The organism is Bradyrhizobium sp. 172 (genome assembly GCF_023101065.1).
Taxonomy (GTDB): Bacteria; Pseudomonadota; Alphaproteobacteria; order Rhizobiales; family Xanthobacteraceae; genus Bradyrhizobium; species Bradyrhizobium canariense_D.
The window spans coordinates 5,487,093-5,512,789 of record NZ_CP064701.1 but is presented as its reverse complement, the minus strand read 5'-3'; the positions used below and the strand labels follow the sequence as shown (position 1 = coordinate 5,512,789).

At 64.5% G+C, this 25,697-nt stretch carries 22 protein-coding genes; 15 read left to right on the top strand and 7 right to left on the bottom strand.

What is annotated here, in order from left to right; translation table 11 throughout:
* Positions 1 to 120 precede the first annotated feature (120 nt).
* Genes IVB07_RS26550 through IVB07_RS26535 form a run of 4 tightly spaced genes read left to right on the top strand, consistent with a single transcriptional unit; the run spans position 121 to position 3,398 of the window.
* Positions 121 to 999, top strand: coding sequence for a branched-chain amino acid ABC transporter permease (locus tag IVB07_RS26550; RefSeq protein WP_256470628.1), 879 nt, complete (start codon positions 121 to 123; stop codon positions 997 to 999).
* Positions 999 to 1,982: a branched-chain amino acid ABC transporter permease gene (locus IVB07_RS26545; RefSeq protein WP_018456989.1), complete on the top strand. Its 984-nt coding sequence runs from the start codon at positions 999 to 1,001 to the stop codon at positions 1,980 to 1,982. Before IVB07_RS26550 ends, IVB07_RS26545 begins: the two co-directional genes overlap by 1 nt.
* The gene (locus IVB07_RS26540) at positions 1,979 to 2,710 is read left to right on the top strand and encodes an ABC transporter ATP-binding protein (RefSeq protein ID WP_018456988.1); all 732 of its coding nucleotides are present in this window, start codon (positions 1,979 to 1,981) and stop codon (positions 2,708 to 2,710) included. Before IVB07_RS26545 ends, IVB07_RS26540 begins: the two co-directional genes overlap by 4 nt.
* Positions 2,694 to 3,398 (top strand): ABC transporter ATP-binding protein, encoded by a 705-nt coding sequence (locus IVB07_RS26535; RefSeq protein WP_018456987.1) that lies wholly within the window; start codon positions 2,694 to 2,696, stop codon positions 3,396 to 3,398. Before IVB07_RS26540 ends, IVB07_RS26535 begins: the two co-directional genes overlap by 17 nt.
* A 182-nt stretch (positions 3,399 to 3,580) precedes the next feature.
* Here the strand turns inward: IVB07_RS26535 and IVB07_RS26530 are convergent, their stop codons facing one another.
* The gene (locus IVB07_RS26530) at positions 3,581 to 4,255 is read right to left on the bottom strand and encodes an aldolase (RefSeq protein WP_247363468.1); all 675 of its coding nucleotides are present in this window, start codon (positions 4,253 to 4,255) and stop codon (positions 3,581 to 3,583) included.
* Positions 4,256 to 4,358: 103 nt separating this feature from the next.
* Here IVB07_RS26530 and ltnD point away from each other — a divergent pair, with 103 nt between their 5' ends.
* From ltnD to IVB07_RS26500, 6 genes are all read left to right on the top strand, one after another.
* A complete protein-coding gene (gene ltnD / locus IVB07_RS26525) occupies positions 4,359 to 5,276 on the top strand; it encodes an L-threonate dehydrogenase (protein ID WP_247363467.1) in 918 nt (305 codons plus the stop codon).
* A 17-nt stretch (positions 5,277 to 5,293) separates the two neighbouring features.
* Positions 5,294 to 6,076 carry a 2-oxo-tetronate isomerase gene (gene otnI, locus IVB07_RS26520; RefSeq protein ID WP_085352176.1) on the top strand — a complete coding sequence of 261 codons (783 nt, stop codon included), beginning with the start codon at positions 5,294 to 5,296 and terminating at the stop codon, positions 6,074 to 6,076.
* Positions 6,073 to 7,362 (top strand): 3-oxo-tetronate kinase, encoded by a 1,290-nt coding sequence (gene otnK / locus IVB07_RS26515; protein ID WP_247363466.1) that lies wholly within the window; start codon positions 6,073 to 6,075, stop codon positions 7,360 to 7,362. The genes otnI and otnK overlap by 4 nt, the downstream gene beginning before the upstream one ends.
* A gap of 169 nt (positions 7,363 to 7,531) precedes the next feature.
* Positions 7,532 to 9,223 carry a methyl-accepting chemotaxis protein gene (locus tag IVB07_RS26510; RefSeq protein ID WP_247363465.1) on the top strand — a complete coding sequence of 564 codons (1,692 nt, stop codon included), beginning with the start codon at positions 7,532 to 7,534 and terminating at the stop codon, positions 9,221 to 9,223.
* A 265-nt stretch (positions 9,224 to 9,488) separates the two neighbouring features.
* Positions 9,489 to 12,668 carry an efflux RND transporter permease subunit gene (locus IVB07_RS26505; RefSeq protein WP_247375564.1) on the top strand — a complete coding sequence of 1,060 codons (3,180 nt, stop codon included), beginning with the start codon at positions 9,489 to 9,491 and terminating at the stop codon, positions 12,666 to 12,668.
* Entirely contained in the window at positions 12,655 to 13,857 is a 1,203-nt protein-coding gene (locus tag IVB07_RS26500) for an efflux RND transporter periplasmic adaptor subunit (protein ID WP_247363463.1), read from the top strand. The genes IVB07_RS26505 and IVB07_RS26500 overlap by 14 nt, the downstream gene beginning before the upstream one ends.
* A gap of 108 nt (positions 13,858 to 13,965) precedes the next feature.
* Here IVB07_RS26500 and IVB07_RS26495 read toward each other — a convergent pair whose 3' ends face one another.
* Positions 13,966 to 15,483 carry an acetyl-CoA acetyltransferase gene (locus IVB07_RS26495; protein ID WP_247363462.1) on the bottom strand — a complete coding sequence of 506 codons (1,518 nt, stop codon included), beginning with the start codon at positions 15,481 to 15,483 and terminating at the stop codon, positions 13,966 to 13,968.
* A 115-nt stretch (positions 15,484 to 15,598) separates the two neighbouring features.
* Positions 15,599 to 16,732: a nitronate monooxygenase gene (locus tag IVB07_RS26490; RefSeq protein ID WP_018456978.1), complete on the bottom strand. Its 1,134-nt coding sequence runs from the start codon at positions 16,730 to 16,732 to the stop codon at positions 15,599 to 15,601.
* Positions 16,733 to 17,035: 303 nt separating this feature from the next.
* Between IVB07_RS26490 and yghU the strand changes: the two genes are divergently transcribed.
* Positions 17,036 to 17,917, top strand: a complete 882-nt coding sequence (yghU, locus tag IVB07_RS26485) for a glutathione-dependent disulfide-bond oxidoreductase (protein WP_085362319.1) — start codon at positions 17,036 to 17,038, stop codon at positions 17,915 to 17,917.
* Positions 17,918 to 17,968: 51 nt separating this feature from the next.
* Here yghU and IVB07_RS26480 read toward each other — a convergent pair whose 3' ends face one another.
* From IVB07_RS26480 to IVB07_RS26470, 3 genes are all read right to left on the bottom strand, one after another.
* A complete protein-coding gene (locus tag IVB07_RS26480; protein ID WP_247363461.1) occupies positions 17,969 to 19,246 on the bottom strand; it encodes an acyl-CoA dehydrogenase family protein in 1,278 nt (425 codons plus the stop codon).
* Between the two features lie 273 nt (positions 19,247 to 19,519).
* Positions 19,520 to 19,900, bottom strand: a complete 381-nt coding sequence (locus IVB07_RS26475; protein ID WP_247363460.1) for a VOC family protein — start codon at positions 19,898 to 19,900, stop codon at positions 19,520 to 19,522.
* 111 nt (positions 19,901 to 20,011) lie between these two features.
* Positions 20,012 to 20,791: an SDR family oxidoreductase gene (locus IVB07_RS26470; RefSeq protein ID WP_204510639.1), complete on the bottom strand. Its 780-nt coding sequence runs from the start codon at positions 20,789 to 20,791 to the stop codon at positions 20,012 to 20,014.
* Between the two features lie 166 nt (positions 20,792 to 20,957).
* Between IVB07_RS26470 and IVB07_RS26465 the strand changes: the two genes are divergently transcribed.
* Genes IVB07_RS26465 through IVB07_RS26455 form a run of 3 tightly spaced genes read left to right on the top strand, consistent with a single transcriptional unit; the run spans position 20,958 to position 23,109 of the window.
* On the top strand, positions 20,958 to 21,746 hold the full coding sequence (locus tag IVB07_RS26465) for an enoyl-CoA hydratase/isomerase (RefSeq protein WP_247363459.1): 789 nt from the start codon (positions 20,958 to 20,960) through the stop codon (positions 21,744 to 21,746).
* Positions 21,743 to 22,729, top strand: coding sequence for a phosphotransferase family protein (locus IVB07_RS26460; protein WP_247363458.1), 987 nt, complete (start codon positions 21,743 to 21,745; stop codon positions 22,727 to 22,729). Before IVB07_RS26465 ends, IVB07_RS26460 begins: the two co-directional genes overlap by 4 nt.
* A 2-nt stretch (positions 22,730 to 22,731) precedes the next feature.
* On the top strand, positions 22,732 to 23,109 hold the full coding sequence (locus IVB07_RS26455) for a DUF6285 domain-containing protein (protein WP_247363457.1): 378 nt from the start codon (positions 22,732 to 22,734) through the stop codon (positions 23,107 to 23,109).
* 164 nt (positions 23,110 to 23,273) lie between these two features.
* Here the strand turns inward: IVB07_RS26455 and IVB07_RS26450 are convergent, their stop codons facing one another.
* Positions 23,274 to 24,053, bottom strand: coding sequence for an enoyl-CoA hydratase-related protein (locus tag IVB07_RS26450; RefSeq protein WP_247363456.1), 780 nt, complete (start codon positions 24,051 to 24,053; stop codon positions 23,274 to 23,276).
* 209 nt (positions 24,054 to 24,262) lie between these two features.
* Here IVB07_RS26450 and IVB07_RS26445 point away from each other — a divergent pair, with 209 nt between their 5' ends.
* The gene (locus IVB07_RS26445; RefSeq protein ID WP_247363455.1) at positions 24,263 to 25,537 is read left to right on the top strand and encodes an acyl-CoA dehydrogenase family protein; all 1,275 of its coding nucleotides are present in this window, start codon (positions 24,263 to 24,265) and stop codon (positions 25,535 to 25,537) included.
* The last annotated feature ends 160 nt before the right edge of the window (positions 25,538 to 25,697 follow it).

Genomic DNA, 25,697 nt, shown 5'->3' with positions numbered 1-25,697 from the left:
TCCCGCCCTCATCCTGAGGAGCGGGCGCAGCCCGCGTCTCGAAGGACGAGGGCTGGGCCATCCTTCGAGACGCGCGGTGCGCGCTCCTCAGGATGAGGACGTAGTTCGGGGGACAGACTTTTGACAGCCCAAACCATTATCCAAAGTCTCGCGAGCGGCCTCCTCATGGGCCTGCTCTACGGACTGATCGCCGTCGGCCTCGCGCTGATCTTCGGCCTGATGGACGTCGTGAACTTCGCTGACGGGGAGTTCCTGATGATCGCGATGTATGTGAGCTTCTTCCTGTTCACGTTCTTCGCCATCGACCCCTTGCTGTCGGCGCCGCTCGTGGCCGCCGCGCTGTTCGTATTCGGAGCGGTCGTCTATCTGTTGATCGTGCGCTTCGCCATGCGGGCCAAGGCCAACGCGGGCATGGTGCAGATCTTCTCCACCTTTGGCCTCGCCATCGTGATGCGCGGCCTCGCGCAGTTCTTCTTCACGCCTGACTATCGCAGCGTTCCGCAGTCCTGGCTCGGCGGCAAGACGATCTCGATCGCCGGCGTCTTCCTGCCGGAGCCGCAGCTCATGGGTGCGCTGGTTTCGATCCTGGCCTTTGCTGGCCTCTACTTCTTCATCCATCGCACCGATTTCGGTCGCGCGCTGGAGGCCACCCGTGAAGATCCCGGCGCGGTGGCCCTCGTCGGCATCGACAAGAACCGCGTGTTCGCGCTCGGCTGGGGGCTTGGTGCCGCGCTGGTCGGCCTCGCCGGAGCGATCATGGCAAGCTTCTTCTATATCTATCCCGACGTCGGCGCGTCCTTTGCGCTGATCGCCTACGTCACGGTCGCGCTCGGCGGCTTCGGCAGCGTGTTCGGCGCGTTCGCCGGCGGGATCATCGTGGGCCTCGTCGAGGCCACCACCGCGCTGGTGCTGCCGCCGTCGCTGAAATCGGTCGGCATCTACGCCGTCTACCTGCTGGTCGTCTTCATCCGGCCGCGTGGCCTGTTCGGATCGATGTGATGGACAAGGATTTTGCCGCGCGGCGCCGCCGCGACCTCATCATCGCCGCGGTGCTGACCGCCCTGGCGGCGCTCGCTCCGCTGTTCATCAAGGACGTCTACGTCCAGAACATCCTGATCCTGACCTTGATGTATGCGGCGCTGTCGCAGAGCTGGAACATTCTCTCTGGCTATTGCGGGCAGATCTCGCTGGGACATGCGCTCTATTTCGGCATCGGCGCCTACACCACCGAACTCCTGTTCACCAAGTTCGGCGTGCTGCCATGGTTCGGCATGCTCGCCGGCGGCGCGGTCGCGGCCGCGATTGCGATGGGGCTCGGCTATCCCTTCTTTCGGTTGCGCGGCCATTACTTCGTGATCGCGACCATCGTTATCGCCGAGATCGGGCTGCTGTTGTTCCAGAATTGGGAATGGGCGGGGGCTGCGATGGGAATCACCATTCCGGTGCGCGGCGACAGCTGGCTGAAGTTCCAGTTCATGCGCAGCAAGCTGCCTTACTTTTATTTCGCGCTGGTGCTGTGCAGCCTCGCCTGGTTCGTCACCTGGTGGCTGGAGGACTCCAAATGGGGCTTCTGGTGGCGCGCGGTAAAGGACAATGCGGAAGCGGCCGAGAGCCTCGGTGTCGTCGTGTTCAACTCCAAAATGGGCGCGGCCGCCGTCTCCGCTTTCCTCGTCGCCATCGGCGGCGCCTTCTATGCCCAGTTTCTCGCCTATATCGATCCTGAAAGCGTGATGGGCTTCCAGTTCTCGCTGCTGATGGCGTTGCCCGCCGTGCTTGGCGGCATCGGCACCCTCTGGGGACCCGTGTTAGGGGCGGCCATCCTGATCCCGATGACGGAGCTGACGCGCTCCTATATCGGCGGCTCCGGCCGCGGCGTCGACCTCATTGTCTACGGCACGCTGATCGTGCTGATTTCGCTCGCCCTGCCGCAGGGTCTGGTGAGCCTGTTCTCTCGTGCGAAGCGGAAGGGAGCCACGCGATGACCCCGCTGCTTGAAACCCGCGGCGTCTGGCAGCGTTTCGGCGGCCTCGTCGCCAACAGCGACGTCTCGATCTCTGTGGGTCGCGGCGAGATCGTCGGCCTGATCGGCCCGAATGGTGCCGGCAAGTCGACGCTGTTCAATCTCATCGCCGGCGTGCTGCCGCCGACGCAAGGCTCGATCTGGTTCGACGGCGAGGATGTCACCAGCATGCCGGCCGCCGAGCGCTGCCAGCGCGGCATCGGGCGCACCTTCCAGGTCGTCAAGAGCTTCGAGACCATGACGGTGATCGACAACGTCATCGTCGGTGCGCTGGTGCGCAACACCGTGATGCGCGAGGCACGCCGCAAGGCGCATGAGGTGCTCGAATTCACCGGCCTTGCTGCGCGCGCCAACGTGCTCGCGAGCGACCTCGTGCCGGCCGAAAAGCGCCGCCTCGAAGTCGCGCGCGCGCTTGCGACTGAACCAAAGCTGCTGCTGCTCGACGAAGTCCTCACTGGTCTTACGCCGACCGAGGCGCAGACCGGTGTCGCGCTGGTGCGCAAGGTGCGTGACGCCGGCATCACCGTGCTGATGGTCGAGCACGTCATGGAGATCGTGATGCCGCTGGTCGATCGTGCCATCGTGCTCGACCTCGGCAAGGTGCTGGTCGAGGGCAAGCCCACTGAAATCGTCCGCGATCCCAAGGTGATCAGCGCATATCTGGGAGATCGTCATGCTGTCGGTGCGTGAAGTCACGACCGCCTATCAGGGCCTGGTCGCGATCTTCGCGGTCAGCATCGAAGTCGCCAAGGGCGAGATCGTCTGCGTCGCCGGCGCCAACGGCGCGGGCAAGTCGACGCTGCTGAAATCCATCGCCGGCGCCGAGCGCCCGCGCTCGGGCACGGTGACGTTCGACGGCAAGCGCCTCGACGGCATGGCGCAGCACCACATCACGGCGACCGGCATCGCCTATGTGCCGGAGAACCGCCGCTTGTTTCCGCGCCTCTCCGTGCGCGACAATCTGCGCCTCGGCAGCTATCTCTACCGCGGCGAGGCCGACCGCGAGAGCCCGCTCGATCTCGTGTTCCAGCTATTTCCGCGCCTCTCCGAACGCCTCGAGCAGCGCGCCGAGACGCTAAGCGGCGGCGAGCAGCAGATGCTCGCGATCGGCCGTGCGCTGATGACGCGCCCGCGGCTGTTGATGCTGGACGAGCCCTCGCAGGGCATCATGCCGAAGCTGGTCGACGAGATCTTCCAGGCCGTCAAGCGCATCCGCGACGCCGGCATGACCGTGCTGATCGTGGAGCAACGCATGGCGGAGTGCCTGGAGATCGCCGACCGCGCCTACATCCTGCAAACCGGCCGCGTGCTGATGCAGGGCGCCGCAAGCGAGATCAAGGGCAATCCGGACGTGCGCAAGGCGTATTTGGGGCTGTAGTTGCGAAGCGTTGGGCACGACTCGCGCAACACACTCGGCGTCATCGCCCGCAAAGGCGGGCGATCCAGTATTCCAGAGGCCGTTGTGATTGAGCCGAGAAGCCGCGGCGTACTGGATTCCCCGCCTTCGCGGGGAATGACAGCGGAGTAGGGGGGGTTAGTTCGCCCGCGGCTGCACGAGGCTCATTCCTCGTGCCGGTGCGCCGGAAGTGTCACCCCGAACACCTTCACCAGATCCGCCACCTGCTCCGGCGACAAATACCGTGGGTTCAGCCCGCGTAACAGCAGGTACAGCTTCGCCGTCTCTTCCAGCTCCTCGGTTGCGAACACGGCTGCTTCCAGCGTGTCGCCCGCGACGACCGGACCGTGATTGGCGAGCAGCACGGACGAATATTCCCCCGCCAGACCCCTGATCGCATCGGCGACCGCGGGATCGCCAGGGCGGTAATAAGGCACGAGCGCGGTGGCGCCGCATTTCATCAGATAATAAGCGGTCATCGGCGGCAGCGCGGCGCGCGGGTCAATCTCCGGCAGCATCGACAGCGCGACCGAATGGGTGGAATGCAGATGCACGATCGCCCTTGCGCTCCCGCGCGTGGCGTAGAGTGCATTGTGCAGCGGAACTTCCTTGGTCGGCGCATCGCCCGAAACCAGTCGGCCCTGATCGTCCAGCCGCGACAGTTTTGCGGGATCGAGGAAGCCGAACGAGGCATTGGTCGGCGTCACCAGCCAGCCGCCGCCGTCCAGCCTGGCGCTGATATTGCCGGAGGAGCCGGGCGTCAGCCCACGCTCGAACAGGGACCGTCCGAAGCGGCAAATGTCTTCGCGCAGCAATGTCTCGTTGCTCATGGCCGTCATGTCCGTTTGTCTCACGCTTTGGCAGCGCGGCCAAGCCGTGTTATTCGGTTGCCAAGCTGCCGCAAAAGGCGGCCGTCCGGGAAACGTTGCAAGGATCAGTTGTATGTCCGCCTCCACGTCACAGAATCAGCGCATCGCCGTCATCGGGCTCGGCTCGATGGGGTTCGGCATGGCGAGCTCGCTGAAGCGCGCCGGTCATGTCGTCACCGGCTGCGACGTCTCGGCTGATGCGGTCGCGCGCTTCGTGACGGAGGGCGGCGCCGGCGCCAAGACGCCGGCCGAAGCTGCCAAGGGCGCCGACATCGTCGTCAGCGTCGTCGTCAATGCCGCGCAGACCGAGACGATCCTGTTCGGCAAGGATGGCGTCGCCGAAACCATGGCGAAGGACAGCGTCTTCCTGTCGTCGGCGACTATGGATCCCGACGTGGCTCGGCGTCTCGCCAAGCAGCTGGAGGCGACCGGCCAGCACTATCTGGATGCACCGATCTCCGGCGGGGCGCAGCGCGCAGCGCAGGGCGAGCTGACGATCCTTGCCTCCGGCAGTCCGGCTGCGTTTGAGAAAGCGCGGCCCGCGCTCGATGCCATGGCCGCGAAGCTCTACGAGCTTGGCGATGCCGCAGGCCAGGGCGCCGCCTTCAAGATGATCAACCAGCTGCTCGCCGGCGTGCATATCGCCGCTGCCAGCGAGGCGATCGCGTTCGCGGCCAAGCAGGGTCTCGACATCCGCAAGGTCTATGAGGTGATCACGGCGTCCGCCGGAAACTCCTGGATGTTCGAGAACCGCATGCCGCACGTGCTCGACGGCGATTACACGCCGCGCAGTGCGGTCGAGATCTTCGTCAAGGATCTCGGCATCATCCAGGATATGGCGCGCAGTGCCAGATTCCCGGTTCCGGTCTCCGCCGCAGCACTTCAGATGTTCTTGATGACGGCAGCCTCCGGCATGGGCCGCGACGATGATGCGTCGGTGGCGCGGATGTATGCGCGGGTCACCGGCGTGAAACTGCCCGGCGACAAGTAAAGGATAAGAGGATTCCGATGCCCCGTTTTGCCGCCAATCTCTCGATGATGTTCACCGAGGTGCCGTTCCTCGACCGCTTCGACGCCGCTGCCGCAGCCGGCTTCACCGCAGTCGAGTTTCTCTTTCCCTATGAGCATTCGGCCGAGGCGGTCGGCGAGCGGCTCAAGCGCAACGGCTTGACTCAGGCGCTGTTCAACCTGCCACCGGGCGACTGGAATGCCGGCGAGAAGGGCTTTGCGGCGCTCCCGTCGCGATTCCCCGAGCTGAAGGCGAGCCTGGAAACTGCGCTGCCCTACGCCAAGGCGACCGGCGTCAAGCGGCTGCATTTGATGGCGGGCATCGCCAACCGTGGCGAGCGCGTCGCGATCGAGGCGTTCTACAAATCAGTGGCGTGGGCCGCCGAGTTCTTTGCGCCGCACGGCATCGACATCGTGCTCGAGCCGATCAATGCGCGCAACGTGCCCGGCTATTTCCTCAATGATTTCGGCTTCGCGCGCGACCTGATCCAGGAGCTGCGGCTTCCGAACCTGAAACTCCAGTTCGACATTTATCACTGCCAGATCATCCATGGCGACGTTACGATGCGGCTGCGCGAGATGATGCCGGTGATCGGTCACATCCAGATCGCCAGCATTCCCTCGCGCAACGAGCCTGACGGCGAGGAGCTGAACTATCCGTTCCTGTTCGACGAACTCGACCGGCTCGGTTATGCCGGCTTCGTCGGCTGCGAATATAATCCGCGAGGCAAGACCACCGACGGCCTCGCCTGGTTCAGGCCTTATGCGGGAGTGAAGCCGTGACATTTGCAGCGAAAATATCTCTTGGCTGCATTGCCGACGACTACACCGGCGCCTCCGACCTCGCCAACACGCTGACGCGCGCCGGCCTGCGCACGGTGCAGACCATCGGCGTGCCCGCGGACGATCTCGCGCTGCCCGAGGTCGACGCCGTCGTGGTGTCCTTGAAGAGCCGTTCGATCGAGGCCAACCTTGCCGTGTCGCGCTCGCGCGCGGCCGAGACATGGCTGCGCGGCCGCGGCGCAAGCCACGTGCTGTTCAAGATCTGCTCGACCTTCGATTCCACCGATGCGGGCAATATCGGCCCGGTGATGGACGCGCTGCGCGCCGATTGCGGCGAGACGGCCGTGCTGGTGACGCCGGCTTTCCCGGAGACCGGCCGCACCGTCTACCAGGGCAATCTGTTCGTGGGCGCCGTGCCGCTGAACGAGAGCCCGCTGAAGGACCATCCGCTCAACCCGATGCACGATTCCAACCTGGTGCGTGTGCTGACGCGCCAGAGCAAGACGCAAATCGGCCTGGTCGATCTCGCCACCGTCACGCGCGGCGCGGATGCCGTGCGGACGCGGCTGGCCGAACTCGCCGGCAAGGGCATTGGCGCGGCGATCATCGATGCCGTCTTCGATCGCGACCTCGAAACCATCGGCCTCGTCGCTGCCCAGCATCGGCTGTCGGTCGGCGCTTCCGGCATGGGTCTTGGGCTGGCGCGGGCGCTGGTGTCGACAGGCAAGGTCACATCGACCGCGGCGACCAGCGAGGCGGGGGCAGCGGTCGGAGGACCGGCGGCGTGCCTTGCCGGAAGCTGCTCGCAGGCGACGCTCCAGCAGATCGCCAATGCCGAGCGCGTCATGCCGGTGCTGCATCTCGATCCGGACCGTATTACTACGGGCGAGGACGAGGCCCAGCGCGCTCTGGCCTGGGCGAAGCCCCGACTGGCGGAGGGTCCGGTCCTGATCGCATCGAGCTCGACGCCGGATCAGGTCGCCGCGCTCCAGGCGCGCCGTGGTCGCGACGCGGCCGGTCACGCCATCGAGCAGGCGATGGCCGACATTGCCGAAGGTCTGGTGCGGGCCGGCGTCAAGCGACTGGTCGTTGCCGGCGGGGAGACATCCGGCGCCGTGGTCGACCGATTGAAGATTCCGGGATTTCTCGTCGGAGTAGAGATTGCGGCGGGCGTCCCGGTGCTGCGCGCGGTCGGTGCTGAAAAAAGCGACATGCTGCTCGCCTTGAAGTCCGGAAATTTCGGCGGCGCGGAGTTTTTCTCCGACGCGCTTAGGCTCATGCGCTGAACGCAGGGCATTTTTAGCGCCATGTTCATTTGTTTCGGGCTTTCGTAGTTGTACGGAGTCGTGTTTACATCTGCTCAAGTGCTCTAGGTGTTGGATGTCGGTGCTGCTCCCTTTGGTTGATTCGTAAAACTCCGGGCGCGCCACCGCTCCAGCACAAAGAGACTCGTCTATGCTCGCCACCATTTCCATTCGTGCCAAGATCATCAGTGTCGTGGCGTTCCTGCTGGTCGCGATGGCCGGCATGGGCCTGCTCGCCGTCATGAAGATGCGGTCGATGAATGCCAACACCGTCGACATCACCACGAGCTGGATGCCCAGCGTGCGCGTGCTCGGCGACCTGCGTGCCGGCGTGATCACTTACCGCAACGTCATTCGAGAGCACATGCTGTCGGAAACGCTGGACGAGAAGCTCGCGATGGAAAAGACGCTCGCGACCGTGATCGAGGCCAATGCCAAATTCCGCAAAACTTACGAGGACATGATCACCTCGCCTGAAGAACGGGCACTCTACGGTGAATGGTCGAAGCTCTGGGAGGAGTACAAGAAGGGGACCCAGGAGGTCATGGCGCTGTCGCGCAAGGAGGCCGGCAAGGTCCCGCACGAGGCGCATGATCTGAACACCAAGACGGTCAACAAGATCGGGCTTCAGGCCGACGAGGTCCTGCGCAAGGACATCGAGCTCAACACCAAAGGTGGCGACCAGGCCGCGCAGGATGCCGCCAACAGCTACTATTATGCCTTCATGCTGGTCGCGATCATTCTCGGCGCCGCCGTCCTTGTCGGCTCCGGCGTTGGCTTCTACCTGGTCCAGGACGTCTCGAACGGCATCAACTCGATTACCGAGCCGATGCAGGCGCTGGGCAAGGGCGACCTTTCCGCCGAAGTCCCTCATCGCGGTGAGAAGACGGAGATCGGCGCCATGGCCGACGTGCTCCAGATCTTCAAGGAAGCGCTGATCGCCAAAAAGGCCGCCGACGAGGCTGCCGCCGCCGATGCCGAAGCCAAGATCGAGCGCGGCCGCCGCGTCGACAACATTACCCGCGAATTCGAAACGATGATCGGCGAGATCGTCCAGACCGTGTCGTCGGCCTCGACCCAGCTGGAAGCCTCGGCCTCGACGCTGACCTCGACCGCCGACCGCTCCCAGCGGCTGGCGACCACCGTTGCCGGAGCGTCGGAGGAAGCCTCGACCAACGTGCAGTCGGTGGCCTCGGCGACCGAGGAGATGGCCTCGTCCGTCGGCGAGATCAGCCGCCAGGTCCAGGAATCGGCGCGCATGGCGGGCGATGCCGTCGGCCAGGCCCGCGCCACCACCGAACGCGTCAGCGAGCTCTCGAAGGCGGCCTCGCGCATCGGCGACGTCGTCGAGCTCATCAACACCATCGCCGGCCAGACCAACCTTCTGGCGCTGAACGCGACCATCGAAGCCGCACGTGCCGGCGAAGCCGGCCGCGGCTTTGCGGTCGTCGCCTCCGAGGTGAAGGCGCTCGCCGAGCAGACCGCGAAGGCGACCGGTGAGATCGGCCAGCAGATCTCCGGCATCCAGGCGGCGACCAACGACTCGGTCGGCGCCATCAAGGAGATCTCCTCGACCATCGAGCGTCTGTCGGAGATCTCGTCGGCGATCGCCGCGGCCGTGGAAGAGCAGGGCGCGGCAACCCAGGAGATTGCCCGCAATGTCCAGCAGGCGGCGCAGGGCACCCAGCAGGTCTCCTCCAACATCACCGACGTGCAGCGCGGCGCAACCGAGACCGGCACGGCCTCCTCGCAGGTGCTGTCGGCGGCACAGATACTCTCCAACGACTCCGGCCGGCTCAAGACCGAGGTCAGCAAGTTCCTGACCAACGTTCGCGCGGCGTAACTGCGTCCGCACGGCGTAAGCTGAAAATCACGGCATTGTTCGAAAGCGGCGCCTTTGGGCGCCGCTTTTTTTGCGCACATGAAAGCTGTCTCCCGTCATCTTTCGGCGCGAGGTGCATATCTGGAATGCTATTTCGCAGTGCGATAGCAGGGAATTGACCGCTCGTGACGCAGTGCCGTTGGCCATTCGGGCGGTCTTCAGGTAAATCAGCCGAGGAACCCGCGGGGGCGGTGTTTCCTGTCCCTGATCTGGAATTGCCCAACGAATGATTGCTCTGGTCCGTATTGCCCTGAGCCGGCCCTACACGTTTGTCGTGCTCGCGCTCCTGCTCCTGATCATCGGACCGCTGGCGGCGCTGCGGACGCCGACCGACATCTTCCCGGACATCCGCATCCCTGTGATCGGCGTGGTCTGGCAATACACCGGCCTGCCGCCCGATCAGATGTCGGGCCGCATCACCACGCCGTTCCAGCGCGCGCTGACGACAACGGTCAACGACATCGAGCACATCACCGCCAATTCCTATAACGGCTTTGGCATCATCAAGATCTTCTTCCAGCCGAACGTCGACATCCGCACCGCCAACGCGCAGGTCACCGCGATCTCGCAGACGCTGATCAAGCAGATGCCGCCGGGCGCGACGCCCCCTCTGATCCTGAACTACTCCGCCTCCACCGTGCCGATCGTCCAGGTGGCGCTCTCGGGCGATGGCCTCACCGAGCAGAACCTCGCCGATATCGGCATCAACCAGCTCCGTACGCCGTTGGTCACCGTGCCCGGCGCCGCGATCCCGTACCCGTTCGGCGGCAAGCAGCGCCAGGTCCAGATCGACCTCGACCCGACCGCGCTCCAGGCCCGCGGCCTGTCCGGCCAGGACGTCGCCAACGCGCTCGCGGCCCAGAACCTGATCACGCCGGTCGGCACCCAGAAGATCGGGCAGTTCGAATATATCATCCAGCTCAACAACTCGCCGCTGAAGATCGAGGAGCTCGGCAATCTGCCGATCAAGACCGTCAACGGCGCGATGGTCTATGTGCGCGACGTCGCGACCGTCAGGGACGGCAACCCGCCGCAGACCAACATCGTCCATGTCGACGGCAACCGCTCGGTGCTGATGATGGTGCTGAAGGCGGGCGCGACCTCGACGCTCGACATCATCGCGGGCATCAAGCAGAAGGTGATCGACGTCAAGGACCAGCTGCCGGACGCGCTCAAGATCGGCTTCATCGGCGATCAGTCGGTGTTCGTCCGCGGCGCCATCGAAGGCGTCGCGTTCGAGGGCGTGATCGCGGCGCTGCTCACCAGCGTCATGATCCTGCTGTTCCTCGGCAGCTGGCGCTCGACTGTGATCATTGCGGTCTCGATCCCGCTCTCGGTGCTCGGCGCCATCATCATGCTGTCGGCGATCGGGGAGACGCTGAACATCATGACGCTCGGCGGCCTGGCGCTCGCGGTCGGCATCCTCGTCGACGATGCCACGGTCACGATCGAGAACATCAACTACCATCTGGAGCAGGGCAAGTCGGTCGAGCAGTCGATCCTCGACGGCGCCAACCAGATCGTGACGCCGGCCTTCGTCTCGCTGCTCTGCATCTGCATCGTGTTCGTGCCGATGTTCTTCCTCACCGGCGTGGCGCGCTTCCTGTTCGTGCCGATGGCGGAAGCGGTGATGTTCGCGATGATCTGGTCGTTCCTGCTGTCGCGCACGCTGGTGCCGACCATGGCGAACTATTTATTGCAGGCGCATGTCCATCACGAGAACGGTCCGCCGAAGTCGCGCAATCCACTGGTCTGGTTCCAGCGCGGTTTCGAGGCTCGCTTCGAGCGCATTCGCGGCGGCTACCACAATTTCCTCGGGCTCGCGCTCGCGCACCGTCCGGTGTTCGTGATCGGCTTCCTCTGCGTGGTCAGCGCGTCCTTCGCGCTGGTCCCGTTCCTCGGACGCAACTTCTTCCCCGCGGTCGATGCCGGCAACATCCTGATGCACGTCCGCACCCAGGTCGGCACCCGCGTCGAGGAGACAGCGAACCAGCTCGCCGACGTGCAGAAGGCGATCCGCAAGCTGATCCCGGGTGAGATCGAAACGCTGACCGACAACATCGGCATGCCGATCTCCGGCATCAACATGACCTACAACAACACCGGCGTGATCGGCCCGCAGGATGGCGACATCCAGATCAAGCTGAAGGAAGGCCACAAGCCGACCGAAGAGCATGTGCGCGTGCTGCGTGAGCAATTGCCGCGGCTGTTCCCCGGCGTCAGCTTTGCCTTCCTGCCGGCCGACATCGTCAGCCAGATCCTGAACTTCGGCGCGCCGGCGCCGATCGACCTGCAGATCCGCGGCGCCAATATCAGCGCCAACTTCGTTTATGCCAACAATCTGCTGGCCAAGGTTCGCAGGATTCCCGGCGTCGCCGATGCGCGCATCCAGCAGTCACCGAACAATCCGACCTTCAATATCGATGTCGACCGCACCCGCGCGCAGTATGTCGGGCTGACCGAGCGTGACGTCACCAACAGTCTCGTGGTCAACCTTGCCGGCTCCTCGCAGGTGGCGCCGACCTACTACCTCAATCCGGACAACGGCGTATCCTATTCGATCGTGATGCAGACGCCGCAATACCAGATGGATTCGCTCAGCGCGCTTCAGACGTTGCCGATCACGGCGGCCGGCAATTCGCAGTCGCCGATCCTCGGCGGCATCGCCGATATCAAGCGATCGACTTCGAGCGCGGTGGTCTCGCAATACGACATCCAGTCGATGGTGCAGATCTTCGCCACGACCTCGGGCCGCGATCTCGGTGCGGTCGCGACCGACATCCGCCAGGTGATCGCCGACACCGCCAAGGAGGTGCCGAAAGGCTCTTCCGTGGTGCTGCTCGGCCAGGTGCAGACCATGAACAGCGCCTTCACCGGCTTGTTGTTCGGCCTGCTTGGCGCGGTCGTCCTGATCTATTTCCTGATCGTCGTGAACTTCCAGTCCTGGTCCGATCCCTTCGTGATCATCACGGCGTTGCCCGCAGCACTCGCCGGCATCGTCTGGATGCTGTTCGCCACCGAGACGACGCTGTCGGTGCCGGCGCTGACCGGCGCGATCATGTGCATGGGCGTTGCCACCGCCAACAGCGTGCTCGTGATCTCGTTCGCCCGCGAGCGCTACGAAGAGCTCGGCGATCCCATCGCCGCGGCGCTCGAAGCCGGCTTCGTCCGGTTCCGCCCGGTGCTGATGACCGCGCTCGCCATGATCATCGGCATGGCGCCCATGGCGCTGGGGCTCGGCGAGGGCGGCGAGCAGAATGCGCCGCTCGGCCGTGCCGTGATCGGCGGCCTGATCTTTGCAACCTTCGCCACGCTGATGTTCGTTCCCGTGGTGTTCAGTATGGTACACAAGAAGCAAGGCGCCAAAGGCGCCGCCTCCCTGGAGCCCCCGCATGTCGCCCACTGAACCCCGCTCCCCGGTGTCGCACCGGAAACTGGGCATTTTCGGCGTGGTGGCGCTAATCGCGGCCGGCTTGGTCGTGGGCACCGGCATCCGCGCCCGCGAGGAGCAGGGCTCCAAATTGAAGGCATGGACCGATGATCAGGCTGTTCCCAGCGTCGCGGTGACGCTGCCTAATGCCAAGGCTCTCAATGCGACCATCGACTTGCCGGGCCGTCTCGAAGCCTATTATCGCGCGCCGATCTTTGCCCGTGTTCCCGGCTATCTCAAAAGCTGGAGCGCTGACATCGGTGCGCGGGTGAAGGCCGGTCAGGTGATCGCCGAGATCGAGGCGCCCGACCTCGACCAGCAACTGCTTCAGGCCCGCGCCGACCTCGCCAGCCAGCAGTCCAGCGCCAGGCTGTCGGAAGCCACCCTCAACCGCCGCAAGACGCTGGTCGCCTCCAACTTCGTCTCCGCGCAGGAGATCGACGAGCGTACCGCCGATCTCTCCAACAAGAACGCGGCGGTTCGCTCGGGCCAGGCCAACGTCGAGCGCCTCGAAGCGCTGGCCGGTTACAAGAAGATCACCGCTCCGTTTGACGGTGTGGTCACGGCGCGCGACACCGACGTCGGTGCGCTGATCAATTCAGGCGGCGGCTCGGGCCCGGCAATGTTCGTGGTCTCCGACATCACCAAGCTGCGCGTCTACATCAACGTGCCCCAGAACTACGTGCCCGCGATCAAGATCGGCGCCAAGGCCGCCATCGTGCTGCCGGAGTATCCGAACCGGACCTTCCAGGCGACGGTGGAGGCCTCCTCGCAGGCGGTTGACGTCGCCTCCGGCACGACGCGCATGCAGCTCGGTCTCGACAATTCCTCAGGCGAGCTGATGCCCGGCGGCTATGCTAGCGTGAAGCTCAGCCTGCAGCGCGACGCCGCGCCGCTCAGCATTCCCGCCAGTGCGCTGATCTTCAACGGCAGCGGCCTGCGCGTCGCAACCGTCGGTCCGGACGACAAGGTCCTGTTCAAGCCCGTGACCATCGCCCGCGATCTTGGCAAGGAGATCGAGCTCGCCTCGGGAATTGCAGCGGATGACCGCGTCATCACGGCACCACCGGACGGCCTCTCCGACGGCGACCAGGTCCGCGTGACCGGCGCCGGCGCCAAGGGCAAGCCCGCGACGGCGTCGGAGAAGCAGGCGCCGAAGGGGTAGCCTCGGTTTCGTAGGGTGGGCAAAGCGAAGCGTGCCCACCATCTCTCTGCGATCCTAAAAAAGATTGGTGGGCACGGCGCAAGAGCGCCTTTGCCCACCCTACGAGAGCTACGCCACCCTCCATTCCGGCACGCCATCTACCGTCATCGTGATCTCGCCGAGCGAACCCACCGGCGTGCGATCCATGTCGAGCAGATGCGCCAGCGTTGCCGCATCGCTCGCGGGAATTCGCGCCAGCGTGCGCCTATCGTTTTCCGTCCGCAGCATCACCACGCCATGTTCGACCTCGCCGCCGCGGCCGTAGAGCACCGTAAAGCTCTCCACCTTGCCCTTGCCTGAGACATCCGTGACGAACTCCGGCACCGCGCGCTTGTTGCTGTCCGCCGCCGCCTGCACGCTCGTCTCCTGTGCCAATGCTTCACGCGGCGGCGCCTTCGACACCACCAGCGCATGATGCTTGGTGACGAAGCCGCCCTGGCCGTAGAGCAGGCCGAGCTTTGCGCCGTCCCGCACACGCCGCACCATCGCGCAGGCCGCATGGGTCATGTAAGTGTTGAGCGGCGCGCCGAAGAAGGTGAGGCCGCCTGTTACGGTCGGCTGCACGTCCGCACCTAGACCCAGCGTCCGCCGCGCCATCTTGGGCACGCACGGAAAGCAGCTATAGAGCTCGAGCGCGTCGAACGTCTTGCTGTCACCGCCGGCGAGATCCATCACGGCCTTCAAAACGGCGTTCTGCGGATGGCTCTCGTAAAAGTGGTCGCGCAAGAGATAGTCGCGCGGCTCCTCGGCCGAGGCGCCGCCGAGCGGATAGACCAGTCTGTCATCGGCGATGCCGGCCGCACGCGCTTTGGCGAGGCTGGTCAGCAGCAGCGCGCCGCCCATGTTGACGCTCGGGTTGGCAACCATGAGCTTGTTGTAAGGCCACGCGATGAGACGGTTGTCCGCGGTGGGCGTCGTGATTTCGTCAGGCGTATAGCGCCGCTTCAGCCAGGCGTTGGGATTCTGCGCGGCGGCCTCGGAATAGCGTGACCATAGTGTACCCGACTCTGCCATCGCCTCGCGCGGCGTCTGTCCCCAATGGGCGGACGATGCCGCTTCGTAGAACGGATAGACGGTGACGGGGCGGAACACGCCGAGCTTCACGGCCAGCGGCTTCTGGAACGCCGCGCCGCGCTTCGGCTCCTCGACGTCATGGGCGAACGGGGTCCATGGCAGCTTTGCCCCGGCGCGCTCCGCCTTGGTCGCCGTCGACTGTGCCTCCGCGCCGCAAACCGCGGCGACGCTGCATTCGCCGCGCGCAATGCGCTTTGCTGCCTCGTGGATGTAGCGGATCGGGCTCTCGCCGCCGACCGGGCCGTAATAGCAATGCGAAGGCGTGATGCCGAGCCGTTGCGCCAGCAGCTGCTCCGGATCGCGATAGCGCCAGCTCAGGAAGTTGACGATATCGAGCGATTGCACCTCGTCGAGCAGCTTTGCGCCGGCATCTGCTTCCGCGCGCCGCAGCGCCTGTTCGAGCAGGTCGAGCGGCTCGAGGCCATCGGTGACCTCCTTGGGACGGTCGACGATCTCGCCGACGCCGACGATGACGGGGATGCGGTCTTCGGGGGTATGCTTCTTATCTGTCATGCTTCAATTCACGATGTCAGTTTTTTGTCATTGCGCGCGTAGCGAAGCAATCAGGGTCTTTCCGCGATGGTAGTCTGGATTGCTTCGCTGCGCTCGCAATGACGGTGTGTGGCAATCACTCCGCCACCAGCGCATTCATGTGCTCGACGGCTTCGGCAAACTCTTCCTTGAACTCCTGCACCACCGCACCGGCCGACTTCACGCTGTCGATCAGCCCGACGCCCTGGCCGACGAAGTAACTCACGAGATCGCGCGCCTTGGCGTTGCCGCCCGCCGCGGCGCGGTCGATCGAGTTGAAGGCGTCGCGGCTGACGATACTTTGCAGCGGCATCGGCAATGCGCCGGGGCTCTCGGCTGCGCGGTCCCAGGCGTCGGTCCAGACCGAACGAAGTTGCCGTGCCGGCTTTCCAGTGCGGCCCTTAGAGCGCACCGCATCGCGCGACGATGCCGCGATCATCTTCTCGCGAAAGATCTCCGTGGTCTCGGACTCGACGGTCGCAAGCCACACCGAGCCGGTCCAGGCGCCCGCGGCACCCATCGCCATGCAGGCCGCCATCTGTCGTCCCGTCATGATGCCGCCGGCCGCCAGCACCGGCACGTCGCGGATATTCTTGATCGCCTTGATCACCTCGGGCACCAGCACCATGGTCGAGACCTCGCCGCAATGGCCGCCAGCTTCGGTGCCCTGGACCACGAGGATATCGACGCCGGCCGCGACCTGGCGCAGCGCGTGCTCCTTGGCGCCGACCAGGGCCGCGACCGGCACGCCGTGCTTCCTGCCCATCTCGATCATGGCCTTCGGCGGCACGCCGAGCGCATTGGCGATCAGGCGGATCGGGTGGTTGAACGAGACCTCCAGCAGCTCCAGCGCGGTCCTGCCATCGAACGGCTGCGGCTGGTTGTCGGCGACCTCGGTGGTCGTGAGTTCGATGTCGTATTTCTTCAGGAGATTGCGCGTGTAGTTGCGGTGCTCCTGTGGCACGCGCGCCTCAAGGCTCTTCCAGGTGACGTCCTTCTCGCCCGCAGTCGAGATGTTTTCGGGGATCAGCACGTCGACGCCGTAAGGCTTGCCGTCAACGTGCTTGTCGATCCATCTCAGCTCGCGTTCGAGCGTATCCGGCGTGTGCACGGTCGCACCTAACACGCCAAACCCACCGGCGCGGCTGACAGCCGCGACGACATCGCGGCAATGGCTGAAGGCGAGCAGCGGGAAATCGATGCCCAGCATGTCGCAGATCGGCGATTTCATCGTTCTCTCCCGGCGGCCTCGCGTTGCTGTTGTCGCAATCTTGAGCGAAGGCTCATCGACGCTAGACCATCGTCTTGCGCTATGCCAATCCGGATTTGGCGGCGCATCTTGCGTGCACACGCCGTGTTGCGCGAAGCCGTACGCCCGGCTCGACAGATGCGGCTTCTCGTGATGGCCGTCCTCGGCAACGTCGGACGCATGACGCGGTCGCGAGGCCCGCGCAGGACGCAGGGCCGGCAGGGCTTGCCATCCGCCGTCCGCGGGCTAATTAATGCAGACGCATCTTTTTGCCGGAGCCCTCGCATGACCGACACCCCCGCCTACGTGCCGCCCAAGGTCTGGACCTGGAACAAGGAGAACGGCGGACAGTTCGCCAGCATCAACCGCCCGATCGCCGGTCCCACCCATGACAAGGAGCTGCCGGTCGGCAAGCATCCCTTCCAGCTCTATTCGCTGGCGACGCCGAACGGCGTCAAGGTCACCGTGATGCTGGAGGAGCTTCTGGCGCTCGGCCACAAGGGCGCGGAATACGACGCTTGGCTGATCAGAATCGGTAACGGCGACCAGTTCGGCAGCGGCTTTGTCGACATCAATCCGAATTCCAAGATCCCGGCGCTGATGGACCGCTCCGGCCCGGAGCCGATCCGGGTGTTCGAGTCCGGCTCTATCCTGTTCTACCTCGCCGAAAAGTTCGGCGCCTTCCTGCCGAAGGACATCAAGAGCCGCACTGAAGCGATGTCGTGGCTGTTCTGGCAGATGGGCAGCGCGCCCTATCTCGGCGGCGGCTTCGGCCATTTCTACGCTTACGCGCCGACCAAGATCGAATATGCCATCGACCGTTTCGCGATGGAAACCAAGCGCCAGCTCGACGTGCTCGACCGCCGGCTCGCCGACAACGAATATCTCGCCGGCAGCGAATACACCATCGCCGACATGGCGGTGTGGCCCTGGTACGGCGCGCTCGCCAAGGGGCTGGTCTACGGCGCCGGCGAATTCCTGTCCGTGCAGGACTACAAGCACGTGCAGCGCTGGACCGACCAGATCGCCAAGCGCCCGGCCGTCAAGCGCGGCCGCATGGTCAACCGTGTCTCCGGAGATCCCGCCAGCCAGCTTCACGAGCGGCATGACGCCAGCGATTTCGAGACCAAGACGCAGGACAAGATCGGCGAGGTGGCCGCGTCGTAGTCCTTCATCCCAACCTTCTCCCCGCAAGTGGGGAGAGGGGGAAGAAGGACCTCACGCCATGCTCAGCTCGTGGCGTCCCACCACCATCCAATGCACCTCGTCCGGGCCGTCCGCGAAACGGAGATGGCGGACGTCCTGGTACATTTCGGCGAGCGGGGTCCAGTGCGAGATACCGGTGGCGCCGTGCATCTGGATCGACTGGTCGATGATCTTGCAGGCGCGCTCTGGCACCATGGCCTTAACCATGGAGACCCAGACGCGGGCCTCCTTGTTGCCGAGCACGTCCATGGCCTTGGCGGCCTTCAGCACCATCAGCCGCATCGCCTCGATCTCGCAGCGCGCCTGCGCGATGATCTGCATATTGCCGCCGAGATGGGCGATCTTCTTGCCGAAGGCTTCGCGGGTGAGGCCACGCTGCACCATCAAATCGAGCGCCTTCTCGGCCTTGCCGATAGTGCGCATGCAGTGATGGATGCGGCCCGGGCCTAGCCGAAGCTGCGAGATCTCGAAGCCGCGGCCTTCGCCGAGCAGAATGTTCTCCTTGGGCACGCGCACGTTGTTGAAGCGCATGTGCATGTGGCCGCGCGGCGCGTGGTCCTGGCCGAACACGTACATGGGACCGAGCACCTCGACGCCGGGCGTGTCGCGCGGCACCAGAATCTGCGACTGCTGCTTGCTCGGCGCCGCGTCCGGATTGGTCTTCACCATTACGATGAGGATCTTGCAGCGGGGATCGCCGACGCCGGAGATGTAATATTTCTCGCCGTTGATGACCCATTCGTCGCCGACGAGCTTGGCGCTGGTCGAGATGTTCTTGGCATCGGAGGAGGCGACGTTCGGCTCGGTCATGACATAGGCGGAGCGGATCTCGCCGTTCATCAGCGGCTTCAGCCACTTCTCCTTCTGCTCCTTGGTGCCGACGCGCTCCAGCACCTCCATGTTGCCGGTATCAGGCGCCGAGCAGTTCATGCTCTCCGATGCCAGTGGGCTCTTGCCGAGCTCGGATGCGATATAGGCGTAGTCGAGATTCTTCAGGCCCTGGCCGGTCTCGTCGTCGGGCAGGAAGAAGTTCCAGAGGCCTTCCTGCTTGGCCTTGTTCTTGGCCTTCTCCAGCACCTCGAGCTGCTTCGGCGTGAAGCTCCAGCGATCCTCTTTGCCTTCGCCGGCCTTGGCGAATTCGGTCGACATCGGCTCGACGGTGTCGCGGATGAACTTCCTGACGTGATCGTAGAGCGGCCGGATCTGGTCCGACATCCTGAGGTCGTTGAGCTCGTCGCCGGGATTGAGGGTGTAGTTGGTGGTGCGGGGAATATAGGTGTGTTTTGTCATTGTTCCTCCCGGGGTCGCTGAGATCGCGTTGCGCCGGAGAATAGTCGCAGCGTCGCCAAAGTGCGAGCGCGCATTTTTTCCAACGCGAGCCATGCCATGCGATGGAATATCGCGGACGTTTGAAATGTTGTTTGAATGGGCGGCATTCTCGCTGTCATCGCCCGACTTGATCGGGCGATCCAGTACTCCGAGGCGTATGTGATCTATCGAGAAGCTGCGGCGTACTGGATGCCCCGGTCAAGCCGGGGCATGACAGCGGTGGTTGCGGCCGGCCTAGCTTGCCATCCGGTGCATCGCGCAGATCTTGTTGCCGTCGAGGTCACGCAAATAGGCAATATAGAGGTTGACGCCCGGGCCTTGACGGATACCAGGAGGATCTTCGCAAGGAACGCCGCCGGCGGCGATGCCGGCCGTATGCCATGCATTGACCTGTTCCGGCGAGTTGGCGGCAAAGCCGATGGTGCCGCCATTCGCAGGCGTCGCCGCTTCGCCGTTGATCGGCTTTGTGACCGAGAACACGCCGGTCTTGGTAATGTAGAAGATGCGATGGCCGTCGACCCGCGCCGGCCGCACCTCGAGCGTGGACAGCAAATTGTCGTAGAACGTCTTGGCCTTGTCGAGGTCGTTGGTGCCGATCATCACGTGTGAAAACATTTGCCGTTCCCCTCATTATGATTTGTAGCCCGGATGGAGCGAAGCGTAATCCGGGTCTTGTTTGCTTTTGGCGGTCCCGGATTGCGCTGCGCTCCATCCGGGCTACGAGAATCAGAACGCCGTATAACCGCCGTCGATCACGAACGTATCCGCCGTGTGGTACGACGAGGCCTTGCTCATCAGATACACCGCGATGCCGCCGAAGTCGCTGGCCTCGCCGAAGCGCCGCACCGGAATTCGCGGCATCACGTTGGCGACGAATTTCTCGTTGGCCATCAGGCCCGAGGTCATGTCGCTCTTGATCCAGCCCGGCAGGATCGCGTTCGCGGTGACGCCGTGACGCGCCAGCTCGACGCCGAGCGCACGCACCAGCGCGTTGATCGCGGCCTTGGTCGCGGCATAGTGCTCGTTGCGCGCGGTGCCGAAGATCGAGGCGAGGCTCGAAGTCGCCACCAGCCGGCCGAAGCGATCGCCGGCCTCGGCGCGCGCGGTCATGTGTTTTGCGGCAGCCTGGAACGCGTGGAACACGCCGTCGAGATTGGTCGCAAACATCGTGCGCCATTCTTCCTCGGTGCGTTCGATAAAGGAGCGCCGGCCGCCGCCGCCGATGCCGGCATTGGCGAAGCAGCCGTCGACCCGGCCGAATGTGTCGAGCGTGGCCTTCATCGCGGCGTTGACCGAGGTCGGGTCGGTGACGTCGCAGACCCGCGTGTCGACCTTGCCTGATAGCCCGGCCAGGCTCGCGGCAGCGGCCTTGTTCTTGTCAGCATTCCGGCCCCAGATCGAGACGTTGCAGCCCTGGCCGGCGAGCGCCTGCGCGATGCCCAGCCCGATGCCGCCATTGCCGCCGGTGATCACGGCGACGCGTCCCGAAAGGTCGAAAAGGTTCATGGCGCGTTTCCTGTTTTTTGCTTCGTGCGCATCAGCCGCTGCGCGCAAGATTGCTTGCTATGCTCCGATCACCATGGACAAGACCGCGCCAAAAATCAAATATGCGCCCCGGCAAAAGCAATTCCGGTCTGCGAAACTGGTGCAGGCCGCAACTCACGAGGAAACCATGCAGTTCAAACACGTCACGCTCGATCTCGATGGTTCGGTCGCGATCCTCAAGCTCGACCATCAGGAGGTGATGAACGCGGTCTCCGTGGACATGCTGGGCGGTCTCTCAGAAGCGCTCGACACGATCGAGGAGAAGAAGGACGAGGTGCGCTGCGTGGTGCTGACGGGCGCAGGGCGGGCGTTCTGCACCGGGGCGAATCTCCAGGGCCGCAACAACCAGTCGAAGAAGACCAAGGCCGGCCTGACGCTCGAGACCGGCTTCCATCCCTTCCTGCGCCGCATCCGCAATCTGCATTGCCCGATCGTGACCGCGGTCAACGGCCCGGCGGCCGGCGCCGGCATGAGCTTCGCGCTGCTCGGCGACATGATCCTGTGCGCGCGCTCGTCCTATTTCCTGCAAGCGTTCCGCCGCATCGGTCTGGTGCCGGATTGCGGCTCGACCTGGCTCTTGCCGCGGCTGATCGGCAAGGCACGCTCGATCGAATTGTCGTTGATGGGCGAGCGGCTCCCGCCCGATAAGGCGCTGGAATGGGGCCTTGTGAATCGCGTCTATGATGACGGCGTGCTGATGGAGGAGGCGATGAAGCTTGCGCGCGACCTCGCCAGCGGCCCGACGGTCGCGCTGTCGCTGATCCGCAAGCTGTACTGGGACAGCCCGGAGAATTCCTTCGAGGATCAGCTCAATCTCGAATTTCAGTGCCAGCTCCGTGCCGGCGACACGGATGATTTCCGCGAAGGTGTTGGCGCCTTCCTGGAGAAGCGTCCGGCGCAGTTCAAGGGCAAATGATCGAGGCTGAGCTTTCCCGCAGCGTTGCGCGCTGGTGCGAGGGGGCGACCGGCGTGACCGGCGCGGCCAAGCTGTCCGGCGGCGCCAGCCAGGAGACCTGGCGCTTCGACATCGTGCATCCCGACGGGCCGATCGGTGCGATCCTGCGCCGCTCGCCGAAGGGGTATGGCGCGGCGCCGACGCGCGCGGCAGGTCTCGACGCGGAAGCGCAGCTGATGCAGCTTGCCTATGAGGCCGGCGTGCCGTCGCCGCGCGTGATGCATGTGCTCACGCCGGACGACGATCTCGGCACCGGCTTCATCATGCAGCGGGTCGAGGGCGAAACCATCGCGCGCAAGATTCTGCGCGACGACGAGTTTGCGGCGGCGCGGCCGCGTCTCGCACGGCAGATCGGCGGCGTGCTCGCGAAGCTGCACGGGCTGCCGCGGGACAAATTGCCCGAGCTGCGCAGCCGGTCCGCGACGGAGGAGATCTCTGAGTTCGAACGCGATTATCGCAGCCTGGACTGGCCCAAACCCGTCTTCGAGCTGGCGCTGCGCTGGCTCCGCGACCACGATCCGGGCCCTTCGGCCGAGACGACGCTGGTGCATGGCGATTTCCGCAACGGCAATCTCATCATTGGCGCCGACGGCGTGCGCGCGGTGCTGGACTGGGAGCTCGCCCATCTCGGCGATCCCATGGAGGATCTCGGCTGGGTCTGCGTCAACTCCTGGCGCTTTGGCGAGATCGACAAGCCGGTCGGCGGCTTTGGCTCGCGTCAGGAGCTGTTTACCGGCTATGAGGCGGCTGGGCGCAAGGTCGATCCATCGCGTGTCAAATTCTGGGAAGTGATGGGCACGCTGCGCTGGGGCATCATGTGCGGCGGCATGATGCAGCGCTTTCGCGAAAGTCCGGACCATTCGATGGAACGCGCCATGATCGGCCGTCGCGCTTCCGAGACCGAGATCGATCTGTTGCGGCTGCTGGCGCCGCGGGGGAGTTGACCATGCAGGACGAGCCGACCCCGATCGAGCTGACGAAGTCGGTCGCCGATTTCCTCCGCAACGACATCGCGCCGCTGATCTCCGGCCACCAGGCCTTCAAGCTGCGCGTGGCCATCAACATCCTCGATCTCGTGACAAGGCAGTTGACGCGGGAGGAGGGGAGCGACGCCGCGGAGGTGGAGCGGCTGCGTGCTCTGCTCGGCACCGACGGCTCGGTGACCGATCTCAACCGCGCACTCGCCGAGCGCATCGCCAAGGGCGAGGTCGATCTGGCAACGCCGGGCCTTGCCGAGCATCTGTGGGCGACGACCATGGACAAGCTTGCGGTGGATCAGCCGAATTACGCGTCGTACAAACGCGAACTCTCGCGTGGCGGGTAGGCGGTACTACACTCTCTGCTGTCATCGCCCGCGAAGGCGGGCGATCCAGTATTCCAGAGACGGCATTGATTGAGCCGAGAAGCCGCGGCGTACTGGATGCCCCGGTCAAGCCGGGGCATGACACCGGTGGTGTTGGGAGTCGTGACTGGCGGAGAGAGACCGCCCTACTTCCCCACCCATTTCGGCGGCCGCTTCTCCGCAAACGCCTTCGGTCCCTCGATGTAATCCTGCGAGGCCACCATCGCCTTCACCGCCGGATAGTCCCGCTGCTCCTCGATCGCCTGCTCCAGCGACACGCCGAGGCCCTTCTGGATCGCCTGCTTCGAGGCGCGGATCGACATCGGCGAATTCTTGGTGATCATCTCGGCCCAGCGCAGCGCGGCCGTGAGCGCCTCGCCCTGCGGCACCACCTCGTTGACGAAGCCGAGTTCGAGACCCTCCTTGGCGCTGACATGGCGCGCGGTGAGGATCATGCCCATGGCGCGCTTGAGTCCGATCTGCCGCGGCAGCCGATGCAGCCCTCCGGCGAGTGCGGCCAGCCCCACGCGGGGCTCGGGCAGGGCGAAGGTCGCGTTCTCCGAGGCGATGATGAGGTCGCAGGCGAGCGCGATCTCGAAACCGCCGCCCATGGCGACGCCGTTGACCGCGGCGATGATCGGCTTGTCGCAGTCGAAGCGCGCAGTGAGGCCGGCAAAGCCGCCCTTGTCCCAGCCGCGCTTGCCGCCGGCCGCCTGCCACTTCAGATCGTTGCCGGCGCAGAACGCCTTATCGCCGCTACCGGTGACGACCGCGATCCATTGCTCGGGGTCGGCGGAGAAATCGTCAAATACCTTTTGCAGCTCGAAATGCGCGTCGGTGTGCAGCGCGTTGTAGACCTCGGGCCGCGACAGCGTCACGATCGTGATCGGCCCCTTGCGTTCCACCTTGGAAAATTTCAGCTCCATCGCGCGCTCCCGCAGTTTCTCGTGAAGGAATATTGCCGGAATACTACCGCGCCTCCGCGCTGGAGCACCATCGAATTGCGCAATGCGCCTTGCGCATCCGGCACGCCTCCCATTGCTTGACTTGGCGGCGCTCTTCTCACCTTAATCGTGCGAAGCAAAGCTGCGCCCAGCGCCTTAACGCAAACGAAAAAATCATCCGGGAGAGAGCCGTGGATTTCTCGCTGCCTGCCGATCTCGTCGCCTATCTCGCAGAGCTCGACCTTTTCATCGAACGCGAGATCAAGCCGCTGGAGGCGGTCGACGATAACATCCGCTTCTTCGATCACCGCCGCGAATGGACGCGCACCGATTTCGAGAATGGCGGCCTGCCGCGCCACGAATGGGAGGCGCTGCTGCGCAAGGCCAAGGATCTCGCAGACGCCGCCGGTCATTTGCGTTTTGCGGTGCCGAAGCAATATGGCGGCAAGAATGGCTCCAACCTCTGGATGGCGGTCATCCGCGAGCACTTTGCCGCCAAGGGGCTCGGCCTGCACAACGACCTCCAGAACGAGCATTCCATCGTCGGCAACTTCCCCGTCGCCACCATGCTCGATCGCTACGGACGCGACGACCAGAAGGCGATGATCGACGGCTCGATCAAGGGCAAGTACCGCATCACCTTCGGCCTGACCGAGCCAAATCACGGCTCCGACGCCACCCATATGGAAGCGCGCGCGGTGCCCGCGACCCGTGACAACGTCAAGGGCTGGATCATCAACGGCGAGAAGATGTGGACGACCGGCATGCACGTCGCCACGCATTGCGCGCTGTTCGCGCGCACGTCAGGCAATGACGGCGATGCCCGCGGCATCACCTGCTTCCTGGTGCCGGCCACGAGCCATGGCGTGAAGATCGAAGAGTATATGTGGACCTTCAACATGCCGACCGATCATCCCCGCGTCAGCTTTACGGACGTGTTCGTGCCGGAGGATGCGCTGTTCGGCGAGGACGGTCGCGGCCTGTCGCTGGCGCAATGTTTTGTCCATCAAAACCGCATCCGGCAGGCAGCGAGTTCGTTGGGGGCAGCGGTCTACTGCATCAACGAGAGCGTGAAGTATGCGCGCGAGCGAAAACCGTTCGGCAAGGCGCTGGCCGAGAACCAGGCGATCCAATTCCCGCTGGTCGAGCTTGCGACGCAGGCCGAGATGCTGCGCCTGTTGATCCGCAAGACCGCCTGGGAAATGGACAAGCTCACCGAGGAGCAGATCGAGCGCACGCTCTCCGACCGCGTCTCGATGTGCAACTACTGGGCAAACCGCCTGTGTTGCGAGTCTGCCGACCGCGCCATGCAGGTTCACGGCGGCATGGGCTATTCACGCCACAAGCCGTTCGAGCACATTTACCGCCATCACCGCCGCTATCGCATCACCGAGGGCAGCGAGGAGATCCAGATCCGCAAGGTAGCGGGATTTTTGTTCGGCTATATGGGGCCGGGGAAGCATTGAGGGATTGTTGCGCGCAGTCTCTCCCCGGAGTCGTCCCGGCGAAGGCCGGGACCCATTACCCCACGGAGAAGTCGTTGCGCGAGACGGCAACTCCGAGTTTTCGCAAAACCCAATCCTGTGGCTATGGGTCCCCTGAGTTCACAAACGAAGTGCAACACTT

Coding starts and splice junctions, on each gene's coding strand:
- IVB07_RS26490 (WP_018456978.1), bottom strand. CDS start 16,732: ATGAAATCGCCGATCTGCGACATGCTGGGCATCGATTTCCCGCTGCTC.
- IVB07_RS26510 (WP_247363465.1), top strand. CDS start 7,532: ATGCTCGCCACCATTTCCATTCGTGCCAAGATCATCAGTGTCGTGGCG.
- IVB07_RS26475 (WP_247363460.1), bottom strand. CDS start 19,900: ATGTTTTCACACGTGATGATCGGCACCAACGACCTCGACAAGGCCAAG.
- IVB07_RS26460 (WP_247363458.1), top strand. CDS start 21,743: ATGATCGAGGCTGAGCTTTCCCGCAGCGTTGCGCGCTGGTGCGAGGGG.
- IVB07_RS26530 (WP_247363468.1), bottom strand. CDS start 4,255: ATGACGGCCATGAGCAACGAGACATTGCTGCGCGAAGACATTTGCCGC.
- IVB07_RS26545 (WP_018456989.1), top strand. CDS start 999: ATGGACAAGGATTTTGCCGCGCGGCGCCGCCGCGACCTCATCATCGCC.
- otnI (WP_085352176.1), top strand. CDS start 5,294: ATGCCCCGTTTTGCCGCCAATCTCTCGATGATGTTCACCGAGGTGCCG.
- ltnD (WP_247363467.1), top strand. CDS start 4,359: ATGTCCGCCTCCACGTCACAGAATCAGCGCATCGCCGTCATCGGGCTC.
- yghU (WP_085362319.1), top strand. CDS start 17,036: ATGACCGACACCCCCGCCTACGTGCCGCCCAAGGTCTGGACCTGGAAC.
- IVB07_RS26495 (WP_247363462.1), bottom strand. CDS start 15,483: ATGACAGATAAGAAGCATACCCCCGAAGACCGCATCCCCGTCATCGTC.
- IVB07_RS26470 (WP_204510639.1), bottom strand. CDS start 20,791: ATGAACCTTTTCGACCTTTCGGGACGCGTCGCCGTGATCACCGGCGGC.
- IVB07_RS26535 (WP_018456987.1), top strand. CDS start 2,694: ATGCTGTCGGTGCGTGAAGTCACGACCGCCTATCAGGGCCTGGTCGCG.
- IVB07_RS26465 (WP_247363459.1), top strand. CDS start 20,958: ATGCAGTTCAAACACGTCACGCTCGATCTCGATGGTTCGGTCGCGATC.
- IVB07_RS26480 (WP_247363461.1), bottom strand. CDS start 19,246: ATGACAAAACACACCTATATTCCCCGCACCACCAACTACACCCTCAAT.
- IVB07_RS26455 (WP_247363457.1), top strand. CDS start 22,732: ATGCAGGACGAGCCGACCCCGATCGAGCTGACGAAGTCGGTCGCCGAT.
- IVB07_RS26505 (WP_247375564.1), top strand. CDS start 9,489: ATGATTGCTCTGGTCCGTATTGCCCTGAGCCGGCCCTACACGTTTGTC.
- IVB07_RS26450 (WP_247363456.1), bottom strand. CDS start 24,053: ATGGAGCTGAAATTTTCCAAGGTGGAACGCAAGGGGCCGATCACGATC.
- IVB07_RS26540 (WP_018456988.1), top strand. CDS start 1,979: ATGACCCCGCTGCTTGAAACCCGCGGCGTCTGGCAGCGTTTCGGCGGC.
- IVB07_RS26500 (WP_247363463.1), top strand. CDS start 12,655: ATGTCGCCCACTGAACCCCGCTCCCCGGTGTCGCACCGGAAACTGGGC.